We start from the raw sequence: 25,420 nt of genomic DNA on the forward strand, positions 1-25,420 counted from the left end.
GTTTTATCGTTACTCAACAACTGCTGTTGTCTCCGTTATTTTACAAATTCTTCTCTCTTTAAATTGTTATCAAACTTAATATTAGACCAATCAACTAAAATCCAAGGTGCATCCGTTACTTCTGCGTCCCAAGTAGATTTTTTGTATTTACGCTTGCTAGGGATTAAGAAACCATCTACTTTTTCATACTCTAATTGCATTAGTAATGGCTCTTCCATCACACCAAAATCTGCTACCGTAAATAAAAACTGATCTACCAATCCTGTTTCTTTGTTGATGTATAGTTGATAAATGTCCGTAGGTTTATCGTTTTTAGATTCGAAAGAAACTTTTACGATATCATAGTTTTTGCTGTCTATTTCTTTTTCACCTAAGTATTCATAGTTTAATCCCGGATCTAAAAGTTTTTGAAACATCGTAAACCAGTAAAAATTCGTAGGTCTGCTAAACATGACTCTTTTTAATGCTTTAGTGTCGTTGATTAACTTTCCGTTTGTTTTTATCCAGTATTCCTTCCCATCATATCCTTGTTCCATTGTACCTTCTAGTTGCGGCAACGTACGTTGATGTTGTTTGTATTCGCCATAAGATAGTTCTCCATCAAAAATGTATTTTTCTGTTGATATGTCAGCCTTACCATCTGGTGTTGTGTAGGTGTACGTATAGGTAACATCATTTTTAGACCTTAGTTTTTGATAATTCCCTACTTTTTCAACCAAATTATACACTAATTCATGTCCATTATTCTGAAAATTGATCGTAACTTCTTCTTCTTGAACAGGTTCTTCTTTGACTTCCTTTTTTGAAGTGTTTTTACAGCTGACAGTTACTAAAAAGGCACTGACTATGATTGTGATTGTTTTAAACTTCATTTTATTATTTTATTTTGTGGTTATTTTTGATTTGTTGTTTGCTTGTCATTCATAAAATACAGCAATAAAAACAGAAAACCTATGTATGTAGCTTGCAATCCGACAATATCCCATTTTTGGGCAAATGAGCTTCCTATTACAAAAATATTCATGAGAACAAAAGTGGCTATGAGTGTTTCCCTTGTAAATTTATTGAGGATTAATAAAAGTCCAATCATAATTTCAGCAAAAGGAATAGTGTACGCCAATGGTGTTACTAAAAAATTGGGTAATAGCGTATCTTGAAAAGTATTTTGCATTCCTGCTACAAATTTGTCTAAGTTGGGCAACCTAACTATTCCATGAAATAAATAGTTGATCCCGAAGGAAATGCGTAATAAATGTATCGCTAGTGCTTTATTGTTTAAATCCTGCAATTTCATTTTACTGCTTCTTTATAATTTCTAAAATAGTTTCAGGCTCTAAGCGCTCTGTATAATCTTCTGGAACAAAACTGTAAATAACTTCTCGGTCTTTGTTCAAAATATACGTTGCAGGCATTGGTAATTCAAAATCATTGTTTCCGTTGTGCTTAGCTACGTCAATACCAAAATCATTGTAAACACCTTGCAAATTTTTAGGTAATTGAAATACCAATCCTAATGATTTTGCATATGCATTGTTAAGATCACTTACTACAGAAAATGTTAATTCGTTTTTTTCTGAAGTTGTGAGTGAATTATCTGGTGTTTCTGGCGTAATAGCAACTAATTCACCGTTTAACTCAGTTAATTCTGGAAGGATTGATTGCAAAGCTTTTAACTCCATATTGCAATATGGACACCATCCACCTCTATAGAATGCTACAACTAAATATTGGGACTGAAAATCTTCTAATGAAACTGGATTCCCCTCAATATTTTTTAAAGTAAATGATGGAAGTATTTCACCTGTTGTCAATGCTTTTTTACTCAAATTTTGTGACTTAAGATCTTCCGTGCTTTTTTGCATGATTGCACGTTTGTCTGTAGGAATAACTTTTGCACTATTATTTCTTCTCTCTGATAATTGGTCAGTAAGATTCATTTTTATATTTTTAATTAATAGTATTATTTATACTGTTTTTGGTTCCCAAGCAAATTTCTGAAATGGCGCATCAACTGGTGTGTTCGCAATATGATTTGTATAGTTACTAATCACTTTCTGCGATAGTCCCAAAATGATATCTAAAACTTGTCTTTCACCATAACCTGCTTCATAAAATGTGTTTAAATCTTCTTGTGTTACGTGTCCACGATTGCGTGTCACTTTTAAAGTAAAATCGTGTAAAACCTGTAATTTTTCATTCGGCATAGCAGTTCTATTTCTTAAAGCCTCTGTTAACTCAGGGTTTACTTTCATCATGTGAGCAATTGCTGTATGCGCAGGCACACAATAATGACACTCATGCTCTACATTAATAGTTTGCCAAACTACAGTGAGTTCTTCTGCATCAAATGATGTGTTTTGAAATAAGTTATGAAGTGTTTTGTATGCTTCTAATGCTTCTGGTGAAGAAGCCAACACACCATGCAAACCTGGTAACATTCCAAATGATTTTACAGATTGTTCTAGCAATGCTTTACTTTCTTCTGGTGCTGATTCAATAGTGTGAACTTTTAACGTTGTCATAATTTTAAATTTTATAGTTTTATTGAGTATTGTTAAATATCTAAACGATTGTTTAGATATGAATTAAAAAAATATTATAGGTTCTTGAATGTCATTTCAATATAGTCTTCTATTTCTTTCTGAGTATTTACTCTGGATGCTGCAGCCAAACCATGTTTTGCCAACAATAAGAAATTAGCTTGCTTTGTTATAGTACTTTCATCCTTATTGAGATCCTTTTTTAATTTCTTTATAAATAATTCTTTTAAATTATTCATAAAGACATTCATCTGCTCATTAATAGGTTCATCTTCACTTTCTGAAAATTCGTTGTACGTATTTGTAATAAAACAACCTTTTTGATTTCCACTTTCATTGCAAATTTTAATTGAATTATAGAAAAAGTCTTTAATATCTTCTATACCGTTATTTGAATTTTTAAATTCTTCGAAAATAAAATTTACTTTTCTTTTGTAACTTTTTAAACTTTCAAGATATAGACCGTATTTATTCCCAAAGCTAGCATATATGGAAAACTTGTTAATGCCCATTTCTTTTTCAAGCATTTGCATGGAAGTGTTTGCATATCCATTTCGCCAAAAAAGATGCATCGCTTTTTCCACAACCACATCTTCACTATATTCTTTTTTTCTTGCCATCTTTTATAATCACAGAACAAAACTAAACAATCGTTTAGAAATATAAAAAGTTTTAACTTTTCTTTTTGATTTTAAGAGTATGATTCGTTATGTATTTCAGCAACTAAATTAGTAAATAAAACAGATATAAAATTACAACCAAACACTTTTAAATACTGTATATCAACAAACTAAATACGTTTAAGCTAACTTTTATTTAGTTATTACTAATGTTCCTTATATATAATCGTATTCTATGCGTTGGGACAATCGTTAATATATTATTCTTTTTGTAATAGTTCGAAACTACTATATACATTTCGATTTCAGTATTTTTATTTGGATACCATTTAACATTCTTTTTCAAACCATCTTTTAATTCCGCTTGTTTAAAATCAGACAAATCACCTGTTGATTTTGGTTCGCCATAAAGTTCTGTGAGTTTTTTTTTCTAATTCATTGAATTTCAGAATTAAGGCTTTTTGAAATTCCTTTGATTTTTTATTATTTTTATTAACTTTCAATGTTAGTAGACTTTCATCCCATTCATAAAGTATGTAAGACATCACAGAGTCTTTTTCCTTAAAATAATAATATGCAACCAAGTCAGAAATCACTTTTTGACTTCGTTTAAATTTAATTGGCTGAGCAGTACCATCAAAAGAAACGTGATTTCGAATATTTGGTGTTTTTTCGCTATTCAAATTATTCTCCATTTCTATATATTCATTTAATGAAGTATTTTGAATATCAAATTCGAATTCTTGACCGAAAAGTGTCGTTCCGATAAATAAAAATCCAAGTGTTAATATACGTTTTAAAGGTTTCTGCATATTATGGGTAACGTTAAGTGTAAACTACGTTTTAATGTAGATTTACAAATATTATACATAAATTTTTGCGTTCTTAATTGAACTAAAATACTAATTAAATTAAAGCATACTAGTTCTCTTCCGAGCTCCTGTTACTTTCTGTAAAAATAAAACAAAGATTACACACAAACAATGCAATTTTTCGTAAAAGCAGTAAAGAAACTTCACTACTATAAAAGATCACATAACAAAAAATATATTCTTAATAATTGCTTTAAAAGTGAAACGTATTTACCACACACATATCGTTGCAGAATTTTAACATCACGTGAATAATTTCTTTTTTACCCAAGAATCTTAGTAATATTCTTAAATTTGAATTTCCATCAAACTTTCGATACATGGCAGCTCAAAAACGACTTTTTTTATTAGATGCGTACGCGCTTATTTTTAGAGGATATTACGCGTTTATTAAAAACCCGCGAATCAACTCTAAAGGACTAGATACTTCCGCAATTTTAGGATTTACAAATTCTTTGTTAGATGTTATCAAACGTGAACGACCAGATCATTTAGCCGTTTGTTTTGATAAAGGTGGAAGTGTCGATCGTGTGCAAGCATTTCCTGCATATAAAGCAAATCGTCAAGAAACTCCCGAAGCTATTCGGCTTGCCATTCCTTATATTGAAACAATTTTGAAAGCCATGCACATTCCAATTATTGTGAAAGAAGGCTATGAAGCTGATGACATTATTGGAACACTTTCTAAAAAAGCTGAAAAAGAAGGTTACAAGACTTTTATGGTTACACCCGATAAAGATTTTGCACAATTAGTATCTGAAAATATATTTATGTATCGTCCGCGATTTGGTGGTGGTTATGAAACGTGGGGAATTCCTGAAATACAAGAAAAATTTGGTGTCGAACGTCCAGAACAAGTCATTGATTTCTTAGGAATGATGGGCGATTCTGTGGATAATATTCCAGGACTGCCTGGCGTTGGAGAAAAAACAGCTAAGAAGTTTTTAGCAGCATACGGAAGCATGGAAGGTTTGCTTGCCCATACACATGAGTTGAAAGGAAAAATGAAGGAAAAAGTAGAAGCCAATGGTGAATTAGGGTTACTTTCAAAACAATTAGCAACTATTATGCTAGATGTTCCTGTAGATTTTCATGAAGAAAATTTTGAGCTTTCGCAACCAAATTTGGAAGCAGTAAAAGAAATTTTTACCGAATTAGAGTTCCGAAGATTGCTCGATAATTTAATCAAAACATTTACCAAGCAAGAGGAAAATCCCGCTACAGCGGAAACAAAAACAGCTTCGAAAAGTACTTCTAAAAAAGCCGCGCTCACAGGTCAATTTGATTTATTTGCCGCGCCAGGAGGTGGAAATGCTACTGAAGAAACTACAATTTCTGGCTATCAAACCATCAAAACAACAGATCATTTTTATCAATTAGCCAATACACCATTGTCACGAAAAATGTTGCTTCAAAAAATGCTAAAGCAACAAAGTGTCTGTTTTGATACGGAAACTACAGGTTTAAAAGCACTTGAAGTAGAATTGGTTGGTGTTGCATTTTCTTGGGAAAAAGGAAAAGGATATTATGTGGCTTTTCCAGAAGATCAAGTTAAAACGAAAGAGATTTTAGAAGAATTCCGTCCGTTTTTTGAAAGTATGACGATTGAGAAAGTTGGACAGAATTTAAAATATGATATCAAAGTATTATCAAACTATGACATGCCTGTAAAAGGCCCTGTGTTTGATACCATGATTGCGCATTATTTAATCAATCCAGATATGCGTCATAATATGGACATTTTATCTGAAACGTATTTGAATTACCAACCCGTTTCTATTGTAGAATTGATTGGTAAAAAAGGTAAAAATCAGTTGTCCATGCGCCAAGTTCCATTGGAACAACAAACAGAATATGCTGTTGAAGATGCAGATATTACGTATCAACTAAAAGAACATTTTATCAAAGAATTGGAAAGTGGTCATTTGACAAAATTATTCACTGATGTAGAAGTTCCGTTGGTAAGTGTACTTTCGGCAATGGAAATTGAAGGAATTAATTTAGATCCTGAATTTTTAGGTGAATTGTCAACACAATTAACCATTGATGTTGATCGTTTAGAGAAGACTATTTTTGAACAAGCTGGTGAAGAATTTAACTTGGCTTCTCCAAAACAATTAGGTCCAATTTTGTTTGATAAATTAAAGTTAGTTGACAAGCCTAAGAAGACAAAAACTGGGCAATATTCTACCGCAGAAGATGTGTTGTCGTACTTGGCAAAAGATCATCAAATTGTAACCGATATTTTAGAATGGCGTCAATATAGAAAATTACAAAGTACGTATGTAGATGCGCTACCAAACGAAATTAATCCGAAAACAAATCGTATTCATACGGTATATGCACAAGCTGTTGCGGCTACAGGAAGATTGAGTTCTAACAATCCAAACTTACAAAATATTCCAATCCGAACCGAACGCGGACGACAAGTTCGAAAAGCGTTTGTGCCACGCAATGAAGATTTTGTGTTGCTTGCCGCCGATTATTCTCAAATTGAACTTCGAATCATTGCCGCTTTAAGTAAAGAAGATACCATGATGCAAGCTTTTAAAGATGGTGCAGATATTCATGCTTCTACTGCTTCAAAAGTATTTAATGTTCCGTTGGAAGAAGTAACTCGTGAACAACGTAGCAATGCAAAAACAGTGAATTTCGGAATTATTTATGGGGTTTCTGCTTTTGGTTTAAGTAATCAAACCGATTTATCTAGAAGTGAATCTAAGGAATTGATTGATACGTATTACGAAACCTATCCAAAATTGAAAGCATACATGTCTAATCAAGTTGCGTTTGCACGTGAACACGGTTATGTAGAAACGGTTTTAGGAAGACGTCGTTATTTAAAAGATATCAATTCACGAAACGCAATTGTACGTGGAGCCGCTGAACGAAATGCTGTAAACGCACCAATTCAAGGAAGCGCGGCAGATATTATAAAACTTGCCATGATACATATTTACAATCGTTTTGAAAAAGAAGGTTTCAAATCGAAAATGTTGTTGCAAGTACATGATGAATTGGTTTTTGATGCACACAAAGACGAGCTAGAAATCATTAAACCAATTATTAAAGAGGAAATGGAAACCGCTTTCAAAATGGACGTTCCGTTAGATGTTGAAATTGGTGTTGGACAAAACTGGCTAGAAGCGCATTAGCCAAGCGTCATGCTGAAATTGATTCAACATCTCATCCGTAAAGAGAATTATCCCCTTTAGGGGATTATAGGGGTGTTTTACTCATAATGACACCCAAAATAAACTATGAGAAACAAAATAATTCCATACCATCCTGAATTAAAGTTCTATGCACGTGAACTTCGAAAGAACAGTACATTATGTGAAGTCTTATTGTGGCAAAAAATTAGAAAAAGAGCATTAGGAGTTCAGTTTCACAGACAAGTTCCTATGCTGAATTATATTGTAGACTTTTATTGTCATGAAATAGGTTTAGCCATAGAAATTGATGGAAGTAGTCATGATAATAAACAATTGTATGATGCCAAACGACAAGGACAACTTGAAAAATATGGTGTGCAATTTATTCGGTTTACAAATGATGAAATAAAGCAACACCTATTTAGTGTTTTGTTGGCTTTGGAGGAAAGAGTAAATGAATTGACAACTTAGTTTCACCCCCTAAATCCCCTCAAGGGGATAATTCTTCGCTACAAAATCTGCTTAATTCCTTGATAAATATCTGAAATGGATTTGTCAGAGTAGTTTGGTAATTTGTTAAAAAACTCAAAATTATCAGACAGATATTTGAGAAAATAGTAATCTATTCTTTTTTCCTTTAAGTGAATTGAATTGAAAATCTCTTTTTGATGATAAAAACCTTCATTCGCTGAAATAATATTTTCAGGACAAAAAACAAGAGTAAACGGTGCGAAACCTGCACTTCTATGTGGTAGAAAATCTTTTGAGAAAACTTTTTTTTATTTCCGTTTTATAACAACTACTTTCTAAGCTTTGTCTTACTGATCCCCATTTATTTGAAATAGGTTGATTATCAATTTTAAAAACTACTTCTCTTAAATATTTCTCTTTCAACTTAAAATCAAAAAGTGTTTTAAATAATTCAGGATAAAACTCTTTTACTGTAATCAAATACAGCGATAGAATTGTTTCAAAGTAATTTCCATATGATTCTTCAGTGAAAATTTCTCCTATATATTTAGCGTACTTATGATTATGATGTAAATTTTCACTCGCATTTGCTAACAATAAATACTTATTCAATACTTTTTTTAATCTTCTTGGATTTGTAAACTGTAATTGTTTGAAAAAGTCTGCAATTTTTTCGTTTAGCCTTTCTCCTTCAACACTTCTATCATCAAAATAAGTTGACACTAATTTTAAGACATTGTCATGTTCTGGCATGGAGAAGGAAATATCAAAAATTTTCTCCAGATATTCTTCTGACTTTACAACATCTTTATATTTAGTTTGAATGGCTTGCTGAACGGCTTTTTTATCTACTCCAAAAAAGAAGATTGTCTTTTCTCCATACGTAAAAAATAATTTAATCGCCGAAAGTAAATTGAGTACATTTTCTGGCTCGCAGCGATCTAAATCGTCTATGAAAATGATATTATATTTTTGCGGCTTCTTCTTAGTAATATCATCTTCCCATCTTAGAAACTCAGTTTTAAAACTTTCTAAAGCTTCATAAAAAGAAATATTTTCTTTTTCAAATTCCTTTACGAATTCAGAAGGATTTATATCTACACTTGGGCCTTGAGGATATAAAGGAACTTTGATTTTTACAGACTCTCCTAAGCCTCTAAATAGTTTTTCTGCAAACTTTAAAATGTCACCACTAATTTTTTCTCCCAAGTCTTCGCTTTTCTTCAATAAAAATTCTAACATTGTTTGTGGTAAGTTATCGTCTTTTTCAAATTGCCAAGTGTCAAAGAAAAAAGTATTAAAATCATCTTTTAGATTTTGTTCTAAATACTTCATTAAGGTACTTTTTCCGCTTCCCCATTCGCCATACAAAGCGAACATTTTAATTTCATGGAATTGTTCCGTATTACTTTCTAATATGGTTTGAATCAAATTTGCTTTGTCAATTACACCTAAGTAATCATTCTCTTTATTTAAGTCTTCAATAGGTAAATTATGAAGTAGTTTTGTCATGTAGTACTTTTTCTTAAATGTAAGAAAATATCATGAATCAGTATTGTAAACTTATAAACAAAATAGATTACTGCCTACGCAGGAATGACAAACTATAAACAACCAAGCAAAACGAATTAACAAATAAACAAAAAGCGAACCGAACCAAAAACAAATAAACAACCGAGCAAAGTAAACTACAACACAAAGCGATAGGTAAACTTCATCAAGAAGATATTTTCAGGTTGTTGCCCCAAAATTTGATTGTCTAAACTTTGCAACAAATGATCTCTTGCGTTTCCAAAACCCGTAGTTCCTTGCGACCAAACCAAGAATAATTCAGAGCCAGGAATGTATTCCCAACGCAACACCAAGTTCGAACGGAATTGTACAAAAGAAAAATCAGGATTTCCGAAAGAATAGTTTACGTTTCCATCTGCACCTTCATCAATTTGATATAAATCAGAAGTTGAATCAAATGTAATCTCGTTGGGTTGATATTGATAAAAACGATCATTTAAGTTGTCTGCAATCGAATTGGTTACATATTTAAAATCTTTATATCGACCAATTGATACGAAAGGTTGTCCGTAATATTGAATCGATAAATTCGGATTAATCGTGTAATTCAATCGAATCGAAGCACTCAACGTTTGATTGTCAATTGTTCCTAAAATATAACGTGTGTTTCCACTAGCATCAACTTGCGTTACGTATTGTGTTTTGTTCGGATTGCTGTTATATTGCGGTCCAATAGAAATTCGTAAAGCATTTGTTGGCTGATACGTTACATCTCCACTTACTTCCAAAAACTGAAAATTATTTTGTTTTGCTTGTGAATACACCATTCCCCAACTTGTTCGCAGTTTTTTACGTTCGTCTGTTCCAAAAAAGGCATACCCAAAGTTTTCTTCTGAAAAACGCCAACGCGGTCCGCCACGTAAAAAAGTATTGATAAAAATTCGTGGTTTGTGTGCGGCACCAACATCAATAAACCAGTTATTTAGAAATTGCATATTTCCATTGAATTCGTATTGAATTCGATTGTAATTACCTTCGAAATCGTATGTGGTAAATTGTGAAAATCTTGCGGAGATTCTTCTAAACTTCCCAACAGATTTTGTAGTTTGATACCCAACATTTGCATATTGACGAACTTCATCTGCTTGACGCAAAAAACCAACATCGTTCAACTCCAATTCTGGCGAACGCCATATAATTCCAGCATCATAACGCCAAGTTCCACCACCAGCTTTTCCAAATTCAAACCTTCCTCCTGTTCCTGTTAACGATGTTTTGTTCGGATCTACATCAACATGTCCTGCATCACTTCGTTGAAACAAATGCGTCAACGATTCTTGTGTGAGTTTAATAGCTTCTTTGCTTCCCGCTACATGACTCGCCACAACATTTCCTTCCAAATAAAATGTTCTGTCTTTCCAATTATGTTTAAAATCTAAACCACCTGTATATGCGGCTCTGTGTAAAAAATTCAGGTTATCTTGCAACCGTCTATTGGTCGCTGTGAAAATTCCACCAATAAATGTATTTCGCTCATTAAAATCTTTTTGCAAACGTCCGACAAAGTAATTTGTCAATGGCTCCACCAATTCATTTCTGCGTGTTCCGTTGTTGTCAATTTCGGCAAATTCTTTTCCTGTCACACTTTCCAACACACCAATAGACCAACCATTTTTTGTTTTTCCACTAAATTTTGCGGCACCTAAAATGGTTGAGTTTTGTGGCTGATCTACAAATTCGCCAGCACTTGTGTTTGGATATCCTTGCGGATTTCGTCCAATTCGTCGTGAATAGAACACATTATCTTGTCCGTTTGCGAATTCATAATCAAATATGTTTTTATTTTCTACAAAAAATGGACGTTGTTCTCGAAAGAAAATTTGAAAACCATCCAATGCAATTGCCGCCGGATCGGCTTCAACTTGTCCAAAATCTGGATTGATTGTAAAATCGAGTGTCAAATCGTTTGTAACTCCAATTTTTCCATCAATTCCACCATTTAGGCTAAAATCATTTCCATCACGAAACGGATTTCCAGCTTCTTCAGGATAGGTGTCTAATTGTGTGACAACATACGGTTGAATTTCTACTTGTTTTTGTGGTTTAATGTTTTTTAAACCATGCAATTCTCCAAATTCACTGACCCAACCTGGCGCATCTAATGGAATTCGTTGCCAAGTAGAGCGTTCTTCTTTTCTAAAAAAACGACGTTGCACTTGCAATCCCCAAATTTGTTCTTCACTTTTTCCAAAGCGTAATTGACTTAACGGAATTTTCATTTCGGCTGTCCAACCTTCACTATCTACATTTGTTTTGGTGTACCAAATTGGATTCCAGCTTCCATCCCAATTATTTCCGTTATTCGAAATAAATTCATCCCCTTTTACACCTGCCGCCGTTACGGTAAATGAAAAACCCGTGCGTAAATCGTGGTAGCTATCAATATTAATTTCAACCCAGTCACCATCAAAACCATCTCTACGTGATAATCGTTTTACAATTTGATCAGGATTTGCATCAATTGCACGTATAGCAACGTATAAAAACTTAGCATCGTACATAATTTTGAACTTCGTTTGTTCGGTTGGTGGCGTATTTTCGTCAGGACGATTTTCTATAAAATCAGTTCCCCATGTAACAGAATTCCAACTAACATCGTCTAATATTCCGTCAATTTTTGGCGCTTCACCTTCAAAAGTGCTTGTTGTATATATTCGTTTGGGAATAGTTTTTGTGGCTTCTTGTGAGAATAGCAATAAAGGATAGAAAAAAAATCCTACAAATAGCAATAGGAATGGTTTCATTAGTCGTTTTTTGATGAGTTGATTGTTATAAAAATAGTAAACCTTGTAAAATCAAGCCTATAATTGTAAAAAATTAACACTTATTGAGAAAGAAGATAAATAAAAATCCTTTCTTTTTTTATTGTATATACGTACGTACTAAAATATAATTTTAAGTACATTTGGAAGGAAAACAAAAAAATAGTGAGCGCCTTAAAAACCATATTATATTTTTCCCTTTTTAAGTATCCATTAACGAGAACAGAAATTTTTCAATTCTCTGATAATAAGGATCAGAAAGCGATTGATAACGAAATTGATTTGCTTTTAGACAAAGGCGTTATTTTCAATTTTGATGGTTTTTATATTGATGTAAACGATTCAGACCGTATAGAACGTAGGTTGAAAGGAAATGAAATGGCTCGAAATATTATGCCTAAAGCTGTAAAAGTTTCGCGAAAGATAGCCAAGTTTCCGTATGTAAAAAGTGTTTGCTTATCGGGTGCATTGTCTAAAGGTTTTTATGATGATGATGGTGATTTTGACTTTTTTATTATTACAAAACCAAATCGATTATGGATTGCGCGTACACTTTTAGTCTTGTACAAAAAGATATTTTTGCTAAATTCTAAAAAGTATTTTTGTGTAAATTATTTCATTAGTACGGATAAATTAGAAATTACCGAGCAAAATCTTTTTACAGCTACCGAAATAGCAACGCTTATTCCTTTGTACGGAAAAGATACTTTTGAAGCTTTTTTAGAAGCAAATTCTTGGGCATCACCATATTTTCCAAATAAACCTGCTACAAAAATAAGTACCATACGAGATACCGAAAAAAGTGGATTATCTAAAATGATTCAGACAATTTTTAAAGGTTCTTTTGGTGCTAGAACAGATCAATTTTTACAAAAAGTAACACTTAAAAAGTGGATTAAAAAGTTCAACCATTTAGCCAAAGAAGATTTTGATATTGCTATGAAATCTACAAGACATGTATCTAAACATCATCCGCAAAATTATCAAAATAAAGTAATTACGCGTCTTAGCGAACGTTACAATGAAGTTATAGAACAGTACAATTTGAAATATCCCGAAGAACATGCTTGATATTGTTTTTTCACATTCTTACTATTATAAGTTTGATGCCAAACAATGGAAAAATCAAACTCCGTATCCACCTTTAGGAACATTATATGCCGCTTCGTATTTACGTAAAAACGGATATGCTGTTGGTGTGTTTGACGCGAATCTTTTGGACGATCCAAAAACAATTCAACCATACTTAGAAGAAAAAAAACCTTCCATATTTGTAATTTACGATGATGGCTTTAATTATCTAACAAAAATGTGCTTAACTACCATGCGTGAAGCCGCTTTTGAAATGATTAAAATTGCGAAAAACTTACATTGCCATGTGATTGTTTGTAGTTCAGATTCTACTGATCATTATGAAAAATATTTAGATAAAGGCGCTGATTTTGTAATTCAAGGTGAAGGCGAAATTTCATTGAAAGAATTAGTAGATGCTTTATCTAACAATGAAGATACTTCTAAAATAAAAGGATTGGTTTTTGAAAAAAATGGTGAATTTATCAAAAATCCAAAACATCCAGTTTTACGTGATTTAGATGAATTGCCAATGCCAGCTTGGGATTTAATTGACGTTGAACCGTATCGAAAAATCTGGAAGAATGGTGGAAATGAATTCACACTAAATATGGCAACTACACGCGGTTGTCCGTTTAAATGCAATTGGTGTGCAAAGCCAATTTATGGAAATCGTTACAACTCACATTCGCCAGCATATATTACAAAACACATCAAATATTTAAGTGAAACGTATGGCGTCAATCGTTTTTGGATGTGTGATGATATTTTTGGCTTAAAGCCGAATTGGGTTCAGAATTTTAACAAAGAACTTAAAAAAGAAAAATTATCTATTTCGTATTACATACAAAGTCGCGTTGATTTATTATTGAAAGAAGACACTATTGAAGCATTGGCTGAAAGTGGTTTGGAAGAAGTTTGGGTTGGTGCAGAAAGTGGTTCGCAAGCCATTTTGGATGCCATGGATAAGGAAACAAAAGTGGAACAAATTTATGAAGCAACACGTTTATTGAAAGAAAAAAATGTACGCGTCGCCTTCTTTATTCAGTTTGGTTATTTGGAAGAAACCAAAGAAGATATTCAGAAAACTATTGATATGATTAAGGAGTTAGTCCCTGATAATATTGGCGTTTCTGTTTCGTATCCGCTTCCTGGCACTAAATTTTACGACATGGTAAAAGATGATCTACAATTAAAAGCTAATTGGACAGATTCTGACGACTTGGCTATGATGTTTAAAGGAACATACAACACACAATTTTACAGAAAATTACAACGCTACGTTCACAAAGAATATCGAAAAAGTCAAGCGGCTGCAAACTTTAAGAAATTTTTCAAAAACCCGTTTTCCGTCACAAAAAAAGAATTACGATCGATGATTTTATTGAGTTATTATGTGCCTGCCGCTTTTTTAGATAAACTTCAACTTAAAAACATGGAAAATACAAATGCATAGTGATTTTGATGTAGCCGCACCACAATACGATGATATTTTTACGTATTCTAACATAGGAAAAGCACAACGAAAGTTGGTTTTCAAACATATCAATTCGATCATAAAACAAAACAAAAAACTATCTATTTTAGAGTTAAATTGTGGAACAGGCGCAGACGCTATTGAGCTCGCAAAAATGAACCACAATGTAGTTGCTACTGATATTTCTGCGGGAATGATTGAAGTTGCAAAAGCAAAACAACATCCTGAAAATCTAAAATTTGAGGTTCAGGATATTAATACCATTACTAAAGATAGTTTCAATAAAAAGTTCGATCTTATTTTTTCAGATTTTGGTGGAATTAACTGTTTATCACAAACACAGTTAAAAACATTCTTTCAAAAATCAACTGATTTACTACTTCCAAACGGAAAAATGGCAATTGTATTAATGCCTAAAAATTGTATCTGGGAACGATTTTATTTCACTTTAAAAGGTGATAAAACAAAAGCTAACAGAAGAAATACTGATGAAAGTGTTGTAGCAAATGTTGATGGTGTTGGCGTAAAAACTTGGTACTACAATCCGCAAGATATTGCATCATTAGCAAACGATTTTTATACAACAGTAAAAGTAAAACCAATTGGTGTCACAATTCCGCCTTCCTATTTAGAACAATCATTTGTTGCTAAATTTCCAATGCTCAACATTTTTAAAGGATTAGACTCCGTTTTAACAGCTTCTTCTTTAGCGAAATATGCAGATCATTTTTTAATTATTTTAGAAAAAAGATAATTGATCATACACCTTATTTATTTTAACTTTCGCATCACATTTTAGTGTATCTTTAATTAGTTGAATATAGTAGGATGAAATGATAATGACCTCATTTTTAATATGTAATCAACCTACAAATCATAAAACCTACACTTATGAAAAAAGTAAAATTAGTATCGTTGTGCTTGATTATATTTTTATGTTGTTGTTTTTCAGCTACAGCACAAGAAGAAGATGAAAAGGAAGTGTTGAATGTTACGGCTACGTACACAGGCATTGAAGATGGAACTTTTGTGTTTAGCTATACAGACCAAGATGGAGAAGAAAGTACTATTAGTTTCAATAAAATTTTACCAGAAATTAAAAAACTGTACGATCTTACCAAAAAGGAAATGATTGGACAAAAGTTTGCAATTATGTATTCCAACGTAAATGAAGAAGAAAAAGATGCGAACGGCGAAGTTGATTACGTCAGTGTTAAAACCATATTGATGTTGAAAAAAGTATAATTGTAAAGTCTGATATAAAAATAGCAGTTTGGAAAGATATCCTTTTTCAAACAGCTATTTTTTTGAATATTTGTGACGGTTTTACAACCACTTTTTTCTTTTGAAATACAGCAACATTCCTATAGCAACTACAATCATCACTGTCCACATGATGAAATAACTATATTTATATGTTAACTCTGGCACATACTCAAAATTGGTTCCGTAAATTCCAGCAATAAATGTTAGTGGAATAAAAACCACGGAAAAAACAGTGAGAAATTTCATTACATCATTTAACTTAGAACTTATGGTCGTATGGTAAATGTTCAATTGATCGGATAATATTTCTCGATAACTGTCTGATGATTCTACCGCTTGATTTATGTTGCCTACAAGTTCTTTAAAATGTACTTGGCTTTCATCATTAATAAATTCTGAATCAAGCTTTGAAAGCGCTAAAATCATTTCTTGCGCAGGATTGATATTTTTACGTAAAAAATTAAGCTCTTTTTTTAACGTATTAATTTGATCTAAAATGCATTTATCTGGATTGTCTAGTAGCTTTTCTTCCACACTTTCAATTTTTTCGCCAAGATCACTGATAATGTATATGTAATTGTCAATAACAATATCCAAAAGTGCGTACATTAAATAATCTGTTCCCGATTTTCTAATTCTTCGCTTTTCATTTTTTATACGCTCACGTACAGGGTCAAATACATCACCATCGCGTTCTTGAAAAGAAATCAAAACAGATTTGGTCAATACAATGCTTAGGTTTTCAACAGAAATCATATCAGTTGCATCATCTATTTGCAACATTTTTATAGATACCGAAATACAATTATCATAATCATGAACTTTTGGTCGTGCATACGTATCCATAACATCTGCAAGCACAATTTTGTCCAACTGAAACGACAATGCAATATTTTGCATTGCTTCCTGATTGTGTAATCCGTCAATATTGAACCAAGTTACAGACGGTTTTTCTCGGTACTTAATGACTTCTTTCGTTTTTAGAATTCTGACTTCTTCAAACTGATTTGAGTCAAAATCAATCACACGCAGTCGAACATTCTCTACCTTTTTTTCTCCTCTAAAAAACAATTCGTCTGGAGCTCTTCCAATTTCGTCTTTACTTTTTCTTGTAAACCTTGCCATTAAGAATGTATTAGTACGTGTGCTTAATTAGATGAATTTCGAAAATTATCTAATTAAAAAAACATATTTATTTTAAGCAAATTACAACAAAATACAACAAGTTTTCATACGCTTTACTTCTAAAAGTAACATTCAGATAAAATACCTACTATAATTGACTGTCAAAACACAAAAACATTGCGAATCTATGAACTGTATGTTTTACCTAGAAACAGAAAATATGTATCTTAGCGAACGTCAAATGACATGCTAAAAATTGCCATGAGTATCATTCTTACACATACCTATTATCTTTTTGAAGATGAGAAAGAACAAAGCATCATGCGTCCGTATGCGCCGTTGGGTTTACTCTATATTTCTTCATACTTGAATGAAAACAACGTGGAAAATCATGTGTATGATTCTACATTTTACTCCAAAACTGATCAACTTCAGTTTATAAAAGAAAAACAACCAAAAGCAATTGCTATTTACACCAATTTAATGACAAAAATTAATGTTATTGAGTTGGTAAAAATTTTAAAAACAGACGAAATATATGGTTTCCCTAAAATTATTTTAGGTGGACCAGATATCACATACAACTTAGAAAATTATTTAAATACAGGTGTCGATTTTCTAATAATTGGCGAAGGCGAACAAACAACGTTAGAGTTGTATGAAGCTATTATAAAAGCTGAAGATTACAGTGAAATTCACGGAATAGCATATTTAGAAAACGGTGAGCTTAAAAAAACGCCACCTCGAATGCGCATGAAAAGCCTCAAAGAATTGCCTTTACCAAACAGAGCCGCCATTCCTGTAGAAAAATATTTAGAAACGTGGAAAACGCATCACGGACAAAGTTCAATGACAGTAAGTACGCAACGTGGTTGTCCATACACATGCAAATGGTGTAGTACGGCAGTTTACGGACAGAGTTACCGCAGACGTCCGCCAAGTATGGTTGCCGCCGAATTAAAAATGTTGAAAGAAACCTACAATCCGGATGGAATTTGGTTTGTAGATGATGTATTTAGCGTGAGTTTTAAATGGATTGAACAATTTCATGAAGAAGTTATAAAACAAGATGCCATTATTCCGTTTGAATGTATTACACGTGCCGAACGCTTAAACGATCATATTTTACAATTGTTAAAAGAAGCTGGTTGTTTCCGCATTTGGATCGGCGCCGAAAGTGGTTCGCAAAAAATTATTGATGCCATGGATCGTCGTGTAGATGTTGGTGTTGTAAAAGAAGCCATTCAAAAAACAAATGCACTTGGTATGGAAACAGGAACGTTTATTATGGTAGGATATCCTGGCGAAAACGAAGAAGATATTAGTGAAACCATCAATTATCTTAAAGCGGCAAATCCGACACATTTTACTATTACTGTTGCGTATCCAATCAAAGGAACTTCCTTGTATAATGAAATTGAAGATAAAATTACGGTGCAGCCCGAATGGGATACTTCCACCGATCGTGAAATTGATTTCAAACGAACCTATTCGCGAAAATTTTATGATTTTGCAGTACGTCGTATTGTAAATGAAGTTAATTATAACAAAGAAGTATTAAAAGGAAAAAATCGTAGTTTTATAACTTCGTTAAAGTTAAAAACAAAATCAGTTTTAGCACGAACAGGAATGAAACTATATAAATAATAATGGATTTTAGCCGTATTACACAACAACAAAACGTTTATTATTTAACACCTGAAAACCCAGAATTTTCTACGTATTATCTCGCTGTGCGCGAAAAAGAACAACGAATTTTAACTGATTATGATGTACGACAACTTCCGTATATAAAACGTGACGAATGGGAATATCGAGAAAAATCTACAGAACGTTTCATTCAATATGTTTCAGACAAAAACACATCATTAGACATTTTAGAAATTGGTTGTGGAAACGGTTGGTTTTCTAATAAAATTGCAGAAATTTCAAAAGAAAATAATGTTATTGGTTTAGATGTAAATCGTGATGAATTGGAACAAGCCGCTAGAATTTTTCGTGCTAATAATCTCCGTTTTGTATATGCTGATATTTTTGAGGTTTCTAATATGTTTGAAGGAAAATTTGATATCGTTACACTCAATGGTGCTGTTCAATATTTTGAAGATTTCAAAGCATTAATGATGCTTTTGGAGTCATTTCTAAAACCAAAAGGAGAAATTCACATTATTGATAGTCCTTTCTACAAAACTTCTGAAATTACAGCTGCAAAAGACCGTACCAAAACATATTATACAGAAATTGGTGTTCCTAAAATGGCAGAAAATTATTTTCATCACAATGAAAAACTAGTTACCAATTTTGATACTTTATACAAATACAAACAAAATATAATTCACAAGATTTTAGGCAAAAAAGATTCGCCTTTTTCTTGGTATGTATTTAAAAACTAAAGTAAATTTCTAGTATATTCGTGATCTTTCAAAGACTATTTTTTTAAAATTTTTAACTGCATGAAAATCTTCTCAAAATCATTTCTAAAAAAACTATTCGTTTCGGGTATGGTAACGTTTGTATTGTTGATTATTGCCGAAATTATACTTTCATGGTTACAAATTTTCCCATCAGATTATTACACAAACACACCAAACTCAGGATTTACTTGGGAAATAAACCCAGAAGATATTATCGGAATTCATCAAGATTCTGAAATTTCATTTGATGATTTGGGCGCGCGTTCTATTTCAAATCATGAAGATGCTACACATAAAATTGTTGCTTTTGGTGGAAGTACAACTGCTTGTTTTGCATTGACACAAGAAAAAATGTGGACAGCACATTTGGAGAGAAATCTAGGCGATTCTTACTGGGTTGGAAATTTTGGCCGACCTGGCAATAACAGTGTTCATCACGTATTACAATTTGAACATATTTTGAAGAAACCTGAATTACAAGACGTAGAAGCCGTCTTAATAATGCAAGGTGTAAATGATTTTGTAGCACATTTAATTTCTCCCGAAAGTTATATAGAATATCCGCAAGCTTCGTTGAACAGAATAGCTTTTCAACACATGCCAGACGACGAGCATTTACCTTTTTACAAACGACTTACCTTGTATAAATTATTGGCAAGAGCCAAAAATAATATGATGTATTACATTAAGTATAAAGGACATATTAACCAAGCCGTTACTAGCATTAAAGATATTAAAAAACAAGTGCCAACAGTTACCGAACTACCTGATTTAACGAGCGGTTTGGATCATTATGAAAAAAATATTCTCAATTTAATTGCGCAAGCAAGAGCAAAAAATATTCAGTTGATTTTTACCACGCAAGCAACGATGTGGAAACCCGATTTAGAACCTAAATATCAAGATTTGATGATTACCAGTGGTTTTTTGAATAATACTTCCTTTTACAGTGTTCCTGCGTTATATAAAGGAATGAAAGCCTTTAACGAACGCTTGAAAGCAGTTTGCAAACGTGAAAATGTTCCGTGTATTGAGTTAGATTTGCCAAAAACTACAGAATCTTTTTATGATGATTTTCACTTCAATGAATCTGGTGCAGCATTGACTGGCAAACAGCTTTCACAATCTTTAAAGACTTTGTTGAAAAAATAGGTCTCTATCTGACGTTTTTGTAACGTCATAGTAAATGTAATGAAGCTATCTCTTTATTTTGAAAATAATTGCTTCGTCAAAAGTCCTTGAAGTAACGTTTAGGTTGTTGAAAACATATAAAAAATGGATTCCTGCCTACGTAGAAGTGACAAGTAAAGTAGTATTAATAACCAAGCGAAGTATCTCTAATCTAACTACGCTAATTGCTGTTTTTTAAAGAATGTATCTACAATTTTCTTCTCAACAGGAACATTAAAATATTTATACTTACAACGCCATCTTGCTAACAATTGTAATGGTTTGTAAATCAACTTTTGATTGGAATATGCAAATTTTAGATAGAACTTAAATTTCTCGAAGAAATCGTACTTTTCTTCACTTACCCAAGGTCCTGACGAACCAACAAAATCAAAGTCTGACCATTCATGTACTGTTTCTGGAAGCTTGTAACCTTCTTTTACCACATTATCTGTAATTGTCGTTCCAGGATACGGTTTAAAGTAAAAAATTGGTGTATGAAAGTTTGGATGCATACTATTTAAATCGAGTGCAACTTTAACCGTTTCTTCAATACTCTTGTCTGTTTCTTCTGGAAAGCCAACAATAAACGGAAATTGTACTGCAATACCTAAATCTTTACAACGTTCGGCACACATGTATACTTGCTCAATTTTGATGTCTTTTTTGAGCCAATTCATCATTTCTTGCGAACCAGATTCTACTCCAATTAACAATCGTCGCAATCCAGATTTTGCGCAAATTTTAAAATCTTCAACAGACATTCGCGAACCTTGATCGGCACGCATCGTTGCTGCCCAAGTAATATTCAAGCCTTTTTCAATCATTCGTTCCGAAATCTCAATCACACGATCTCTGTATGTAAAATACGTTTCATCTTGTAAATTTAAATCGGTAAACTTATATTTTTCGTGAAGTTCAGCTAATTTATTTACCATAATTTCTGGTGAAATTGCTGTCCATTTTCTATTATACACAAAAGGATCTGCACAAAATGTACATCTAAAATAACAACCTGTCGAAGAAATATAATCGAGTTGTCTTCTTCCTTTCTTTTCAAAATATTTTTCAACGTCAATCAACTCATAATTGATATCTGAAAATGTATCCATTGCAACAATTACACGTGGCGGATTTTTGATAATCTCACCTTCATTATTTCGGTAGCAAATTCCTTTTACGCCCGAAACATCTCCAGTAGTTGCATATGCTTCTACCAATTCCTTAAACGTATCTTCTCCTTGTCCTTGTGCTGTAACATCAATACAAATTTCGTCTTTCAACGTCTGTTTTGGAAACAAAGATGTATGCCAACCGCCCCAAATTACAGGAATATCTTTGCGCATCTTTTTTACAGCTTGCGTTACATCCAACGCATCTTTTATAGGTCTTCCAGTTAACACAGTAGTTCCAAAACATAGCGCTTCACCAATATGTTTCCCAATTGTTTCCAGTGGTTTTTCATCAATACGACCATCAACAATAATAACTTCATATTGCTCAGGATCGAGAACTGAACCAATTGCTAACAAGGCAAGTGGCATATCAAAAAATACAGCTATTGGGTTATATAAGAGAATTTTATGCTTTTTCAAAACGGATAATTATTTTTTTTATAAAGATACTGACTATTTGAATATTTGAAATGACTTTATTTTCTTTTTATGTAAAAAATATTGAATTGACACTTTCAAAACACCTATTCCATATGTCATACTTCGTTGAAAATTGATTGAAGAGCTTTCTTCTGAATATGTTGTCGGACAGGTAATTTCGGCAATTTCAAAGCCATTATTAAAAATTTGACACAACATTTGATTGTCAAAAATAAAATCGTCTGAATTGTGTTCTAAGTTTAAAGAATTTAATACCTCCGCAGAAAAAGCTCTGAATCCGGTGTGATATTCAGATAATTTTTGACCGATCAATATATTTTGAAACAACGTTAAAAAACGATTCGCAATATATTTATACATTGGCATTCCGCCACGCAACGCGCCTTTTCCTAAAATTCGTGAACCCATTACAACAGGATACACATTATTTGCAATTAAATACGCCATGGAATGTATCAATTTTGGCGTGTATTGATAATCAGGATGCAACATCACTACAATATCGCCTCCTAACGATAATGCTTTTCTATAACAGCTTTTTTGATTCGCACCATACCCTTTATTTTCATCATGCTTTACAACATGCTTAATTCCTAAAATTTTTGCTACTTGAAGTGTTTCATCTGTACTATTGTCATCAACTAAAACGACTTCATCAACAATATCAAACGGAATTTCCTCGTACGTTTTTTGCAAAGTTTCCGAAGCGTTATATGCAGGAAGTACAATAATTACTTTCTTAGAGTTGATCATGGTTTTTGGCTTAATTGCACATAAAAATGTAAAAAACAATCCTATTTTTTTACGATCGACAATTTAACAACTATATTTATATACGCAAAACAAAAACAGCATTGAAATTATCTAAATTACCTCCTTTTTTTTACCAGAATTTGACGGTTTTTTTTATTCCGTTTCTCTTATTGTTTGTATTAAGAATTGTTGGTTTTGATGGTTTATATGGACAAGATTCGTATGAATATTTGCGCTACTCAAACGCAATTCAAAATTACGTTACGGAAAACGTTCATCCTGGGAATTATTTTTGGCCAGTTTTATACCCAACTTTAGGTAGTTTGTTCGGTTTTATTTTTGGCACTTCACTCACATTGCAACTTCTAAGTTGTGTGAGTTTCTCTGTTGCCTGCGTGTACATTTTAAAAACAATTAGATTACTATATCCAACGGCGCCGTTTCGCTTTTTTTATGTATTGATTTTTGCCGTTTTTTGTCCGTTTCTCTTAAAAATGGGCTTAATTGTCATGTCTGATGCATTGGCAATGGTTTTTGTGGTGTTATCATTCTATTTCTTTTTCAAATCATATTATAAGAATACAAGCTTCGCTCCTATTTTCATCTTTGCTACCTGTGCATTAATGACGCGGTATGCTTCCATTTTTATCACGTTTCCTATAATACTATATACACTGTATTTGGTATGGAAACGAAAAAAAATTCAACAACTTGCCGTTGCAACTTTAGGAAGTATTATTATAGCAATTCCATTTTTAATTTTTCAATGGGGCGCATTGTTTGAAGCAACTTCGAATCCATTTTTGGAAAATTGGTCCGTTGGAAACTATTTTAAATCGAGTTTTACCACGCAAGATGGCACGACAAGTTATACGTTTCCAAATTTGATTTATGCATTGTATGTGTTTTTTCATCCCGGATTTATCTTTTTGGGAAGTATTCTAAGTTTAATCACTCTGAAAAATCACAAATCACTTTTTAGCTTTCATCAAAAAACACTTTTGATTTGTAGTACGTTGTATATTTTATTTTTGGCAGGAATTCCGTTTCAAAATCCACGAATTTTAGGTTTAGTATTTCCGTTAATTTTAATTCTAATGTTTCCTGCTTTTGGAAAGTTAATGGAATTCAAATACATAAAACAAATTTTCATTCCAGTTGGAATCTTTTTTATAGCATTGCAAATATTCTTTTTCAGCATGACATTCAAGTTAATTTTTGAACGTACTATTATTGAAAAAGAACTAGCTAGCATGATAAAACCGTATGAAGGCGAAACGTTATATAGTTTTGATGTAGATTTAGCAATGCAAGGTCGCGGTTTGGATTTTGACTATAAAAACATGTTTTTGGAACGTTATGAGAAGTTTCAAGCTAATGATTTAATTTTGTTTGATGCTGCGCGCTATCAAACTCAATGGAAAGATAAAAACCCAATGTTGAACTGGGAATTTATTGAACAGAATTATCAATTAAAAGTACTAGAAACACATTCGAAAGGATGGAAATTGTATCAAATTGAAGCTAAAAAATAAAGAAGAAATATGCTTTGGATGCGTATCAGATATCGATTAGGATTACTCTACAAAACGATGTTGTTTAAACTCGGTTTTGGAAAATTGTTATTGAAAGATCGTTATGGTGAACGAATTTTAGTCTATCACGGAATTGATGCCGTTGGCGAAACCAAATACAATAGCCGATTTATCTCTAAAGCTTTTTTTGAAGAATTTATCAAGCATATTACCACACATTACAATGTAATTTCGTTGGATGATTTCTATCAGAAGAAATTCAAAAAAGACACACTCAATATTGCACTTACATTTGATGACGGTTATTTAAATAATTATACATATGCAGTTCCAATTCTGGAAAAATACAACGTTCCAGCCTGTTTTTACATTACTACGATTCATGATAAAGCACCATATTTATGGGCAGATTTTCTCGATCTCGTTTCGTATCATACTGACAAAAAAGAAATCATTTTTGAACGGAATCTCTATCAAAAAAGTGCTAAAAAAGAATTTGTTTGGAATGGAATTTCCATGAAAAACGTTGCCAAAGCATTGCCATACGAAGTTTTAGAAATGATTTATGATGTTTTTAAAGATGATTGGAAAAACCTTTCTCCAAAGGATTTTGAAGAGTATTGGAAACTCATGAATGCCAAACAAATCAAAGAAATTGCAAACCATCCATTGTTTACCATTGGCGCGCACGGAGAAACGCATGCCAGTTTGGTAGATATTCCATTGGAAGAAGCCAAAAAAGAAATTTTACACAGTAAAGAAACACTAGAAATCATTTGCCAACAACCAATGACCGAATTTGCTTTTCCGTTTGGTTATTACAATCAGGAATTAGCAGATTACTGTGAGGAAATAGGTTTTGAACGACTATTATTGGTAGATTACAATATAAAAGAAGATGCCAAAAACGACACATGGAAAAATAGGTTTGTGATGAATCCGTATATATCTTTAGAACAACAATTGGCGTATTTGTTAAAAGGTTCTTACTTTTAGAAAAT

Annotated in this window: 22 protein-coding genes; 11 read left to right on the forward strand and 11 right to left on the reverse strand. The window is 32.5% G+C overall.

Translation table 11 applies throughout. From position 1 onward, the window contains the following. Positions 1-35 precede the first annotated feature (35 nt). The 6 genes from ACQ654_RS10930 to ACQ654_RS10955 all read right to left on the reverse strand — a co-directional run bounded on the left by ACQ654_RS10930 (position 36) and on the right by ACQ654_RS10955 (position 3,972). Positions 36-872 carry a hypothetical protein gene (locus ACQ654_RS10930; RefSeq protein ID WP_430410365.1) on the reverse strand — a complete coding sequence of 279 codons (837 nt, stop codon included), beginning with the start codon at positions 870-872 and terminating at the stop codon, positions 36-38. A 20-nt stretch (positions 873-892) separates the two neighbouring features. Then, positions 893-1,294 carry a DoxX family protein gene (locus tag ACQ654_RS10935; RefSeq protein WP_430410366.1) on the reverse strand — a complete coding sequence of 134 codons (402 nt, stop codon included), beginning with the start codon at positions 1,292-1,294 and terminating at the stop codon, positions 893-895. Position 1,295: 1 nt separating this feature from the next. Further along, positions 1,296-1,937 (reverse strand): peroxiredoxin-like family protein, encoded by a 642-nt coding sequence (locus tag ACQ654_RS10940; protein ID WP_430410367.1) that lies wholly within the window; start codon positions 1,935-1,937, stop codon positions 1,296-1,298. 27 nt (positions 1,938-1,964) lie between these two features. After that, positions 1,965-2,522, reverse strand: coding sequence for a carboxymuconolactone decarboxylase family protein (locus ACQ654_RS10945; RefSeq protein WP_430410368.1), 558 nt, complete (start codon positions 2,520-2,522; stop codon positions 1,965-1,967). Positions 2,523-2,596: 74 nt separating this feature from the next. Beyond that, on the reverse strand, positions 2,597-3,160 hold the full coding sequence (locus ACQ654_RS10950) for a TetR/AcrR family transcriptional regulator (RefSeq protein ID WP_430410369.1): 564 nt from the start codon (positions 3,158-3,160) through the stop codon (positions 2,597-2,599). A gap of 383 nt (positions 3,161-3,543) precedes the next feature. Next, on the reverse strand, positions 3,544-3,972 hold the full coding sequence (locus ACQ654_RS10955; RefSeq protein WP_430410370.1) for a hypothetical protein: 429 nt from the start codon (positions 3,970-3,972) through the stop codon (positions 3,544-3,546). Between the two features lie 380 nt (positions 3,973-4,352). On the opposite strand from ACQ654_RS10955, the gene polA reads away from it, so the two are divergent. Beyond that, positions 4,353-7,187 (forward strand): DNA polymerase I, encoded by a 2,835-nt coding sequence (polA, locus tag ACQ654_RS10960; RefSeq protein ID WP_430410371.1) that lies wholly within the window; start codon positions 4,353-4,355, stop codon positions 7,185-7,187. Between the two features lie 105 nt (positions 7,188-7,292). Next, positions 7,293-7,658 carry an endonuclease domain-containing protein gene (locus tag ACQ654_RS10965; protein ID WP_430410372.1) on the forward strand — a complete coding sequence of 122 codons (366 nt, stop codon included), beginning with the start codon at positions 7,293-7,295 and terminating at the stop codon, positions 7,656-7,658. A 273-nt stretch (positions 7,659-7,931) separates the two neighbouring features. On the opposite strand, the gene ACQ654_RS10970 is transcribed toward ACQ654_RS10965, so the two are convergent. Beyond that, positions 7,932-9,170 (reverse strand): KAP family P-loop NTPase fold protein, encoded by a 1,239-nt coding sequence (locus ACQ654_RS10970; protein WP_430410373.1) that lies wholly within the window; start codon positions 9,168-9,170, stop codon positions 7,932-7,934. A 176-nt stretch (positions 9,171-9,346) separates the two neighbouring features. Next, positions 9,347-11,974 (reverse strand): DUF5916 domain-containing protein, encoded by a 2,628-nt coding sequence (locus ACQ654_RS10975; protein ID WP_430410374.1) that lies wholly within the window; start codon positions 11,972-11,974, stop codon positions 9,347-9,349. A gap of 183 nt (positions 11,975-12,157) precedes the next feature. Between ACQ654_RS10975 and ACQ654_RS10980 the strand changes: the two genes are divergently transcribed. The 4 genes from ACQ654_RS10980 to ACQ654_RS10995 all read left to right on the forward strand — a co-directional run bounded on the left by ACQ654_RS10980 (position 12,158) and on the right by ACQ654_RS10995 (position 15,785). Next, positions 12,158-13,063, forward strand: a complete 906-nt coding sequence (locus ACQ654_RS10980) for a nucleotidyltransferase domain-containing protein (protein WP_430410375.1) — start codon at positions 12,158-12,160, stop codon at positions 13,061-13,063. Next, positions 13,056-14,519, forward strand: coding sequence for a B12-binding domain-containing radical SAM protein (locus ACQ654_RS10985; RefSeq protein WP_430410376.1), 1,464 nt, complete (start codon positions 13,056-13,058; stop codon positions 14,517-14,519). The genes ACQ654_RS10980 and ACQ654_RS10985 overlap by 8 nt, the downstream gene beginning before the upstream one ends. Continuing rightward, complete coding sequence (locus ACQ654_RS10990) at positions 14,512-15,294, forward strand: class I SAM-dependent methyltransferase (protein WP_430410377.1); 783 nt, start codon at positions 14,512-14,514, stop codon at positions 15,292-15,294. Before ACQ654_RS10985 ends, ACQ654_RS10990 begins: the two co-directional genes overlap by 8 nt. Positions 15,295-15,431: 137 nt before the next feature. Next, positions 15,432-15,785, forward strand: coding sequence for a hypothetical protein (locus ACQ654_RS10995; RefSeq protein ID WP_430410378.1), 354 nt, complete (start codon positions 15,432-15,434; stop codon positions 15,783-15,785). Positions 15,786-15,866: 81 nt separating this feature from the next. Here the strand turns inward: ACQ654_RS10995 and corA are convergent, their stop codons facing one another. After that, positions 15,867-16,931, reverse strand: coding sequence for a magnesium/cobalt transporter CorA (gene corA, locus ACQ654_RS11000; RefSeq protein ID WP_430410379.1), 1,065 nt, complete (start codon positions 16,929-16,931; stop codon positions 15,867-15,869). A gap of 261 nt (positions 16,932-17,192) precedes the next feature. Between corA and ACQ654_RS11005 the strand changes: the two genes are divergently transcribed. The 3 genes from ACQ654_RS11005 to ACQ654_RS11015 are packed head-to-tail and all read left to right on the forward strand — an operon-like array spanning position 17,193 to position 20,497. Beyond that, entirely contained in the window at positions 17,193-18,578 is a 1,386-nt protein-coding gene (locus ACQ654_RS11005) for a B12-binding domain-containing radical SAM protein (RefSeq protein WP_430410380.1), read from the forward strand. A gap of 2 nt (positions 18,579-18,580) precedes the next feature. Further along, positions 18,581-19,324, forward strand: a complete 744-nt coding sequence (locus tag ACQ654_RS11010) for a class I SAM-dependent methyltransferase (RefSeq protein WP_430410381.1) — start codon at positions 18,581-18,583, stop codon at positions 19,322-19,324. Positions 19,325-19,384: 60 nt separating this feature from the next. Then, a complete protein-coding gene (locus ACQ654_RS11015) occupies positions 19,385-20,497 on the forward strand; it encodes an SGNH/GDSL hydrolase family protein (RefSeq protein ID WP_430410382.1) in 1,113 nt (370 codons plus the stop codon). Between the two features lie 194 nt (positions 20,498-20,691). Here the strand turns inward: ACQ654_RS11015 and ACQ654_RS11020 are convergent, their stop codons facing one another. Continuing rightward, positions 20,692-22,110 carry a B12-binding domain-containing radical SAM protein gene (locus ACQ654_RS11020; protein WP_430410383.1) on the reverse strand — a complete coding sequence of 473 codons (1,419 nt, stop codon included), beginning with the start codon at positions 22,108-22,110 and terminating at the stop codon, positions 20,692-20,694. Between the two features lie 33 nt (positions 22,111-22,143). Beyond that, positions 22,144-22,884: a glycosyltransferase family 2 protein gene (locus ACQ654_RS11025; RefSeq protein ID WP_430410384.1), complete on the reverse strand. Its 741-nt coding sequence runs from the start codon at positions 22,882-22,884 to the stop codon at positions 22,144-22,146. Between the two features lie 101 nt (positions 22,885-22,985). Here ACQ654_RS11025 and ACQ654_RS11030 point away from each other — a divergent pair, with 101 nt between their 5' ends. Both ACQ654_RS11030 and ACQ654_RS11035 read left to right on the forward strand, forming a co-directional pair. Continuing rightward, the gene (locus ACQ654_RS11030; protein ID WP_430410385.1) at positions 22,986-24,419 is read left to right on the forward strand and encodes an ArnT family glycosyltransferase; all 1,434 of its coding nucleotides are present in this window, start codon (positions 22,986-22,988) and stop codon (positions 24,417-24,419) included. Positions 24,420-24,476: 57 nt separating this feature from the next. Continuing rightward, complete coding sequence (locus tag ACQ654_RS11035) at positions 24,477-25,415, forward strand: polysaccharide deacetylase family protein (protein ID WP_430410386.1); 939 nt, start codon at positions 24,477-24,479, stop codon at positions 25,413-25,415. The last annotated feature ends 5 nt before the right edge of the window (positions 25,416-25,420 follow it).

This window comes from Kordia sp. (assembly GCF_965283645.1).
In the GTDB taxonomy this organism is placed as follows: domain Bacteria; phylum Bacteroidota; class Bacteroidia; order Flavobacteriales; family Flavobacteriaceae; genus Kordia.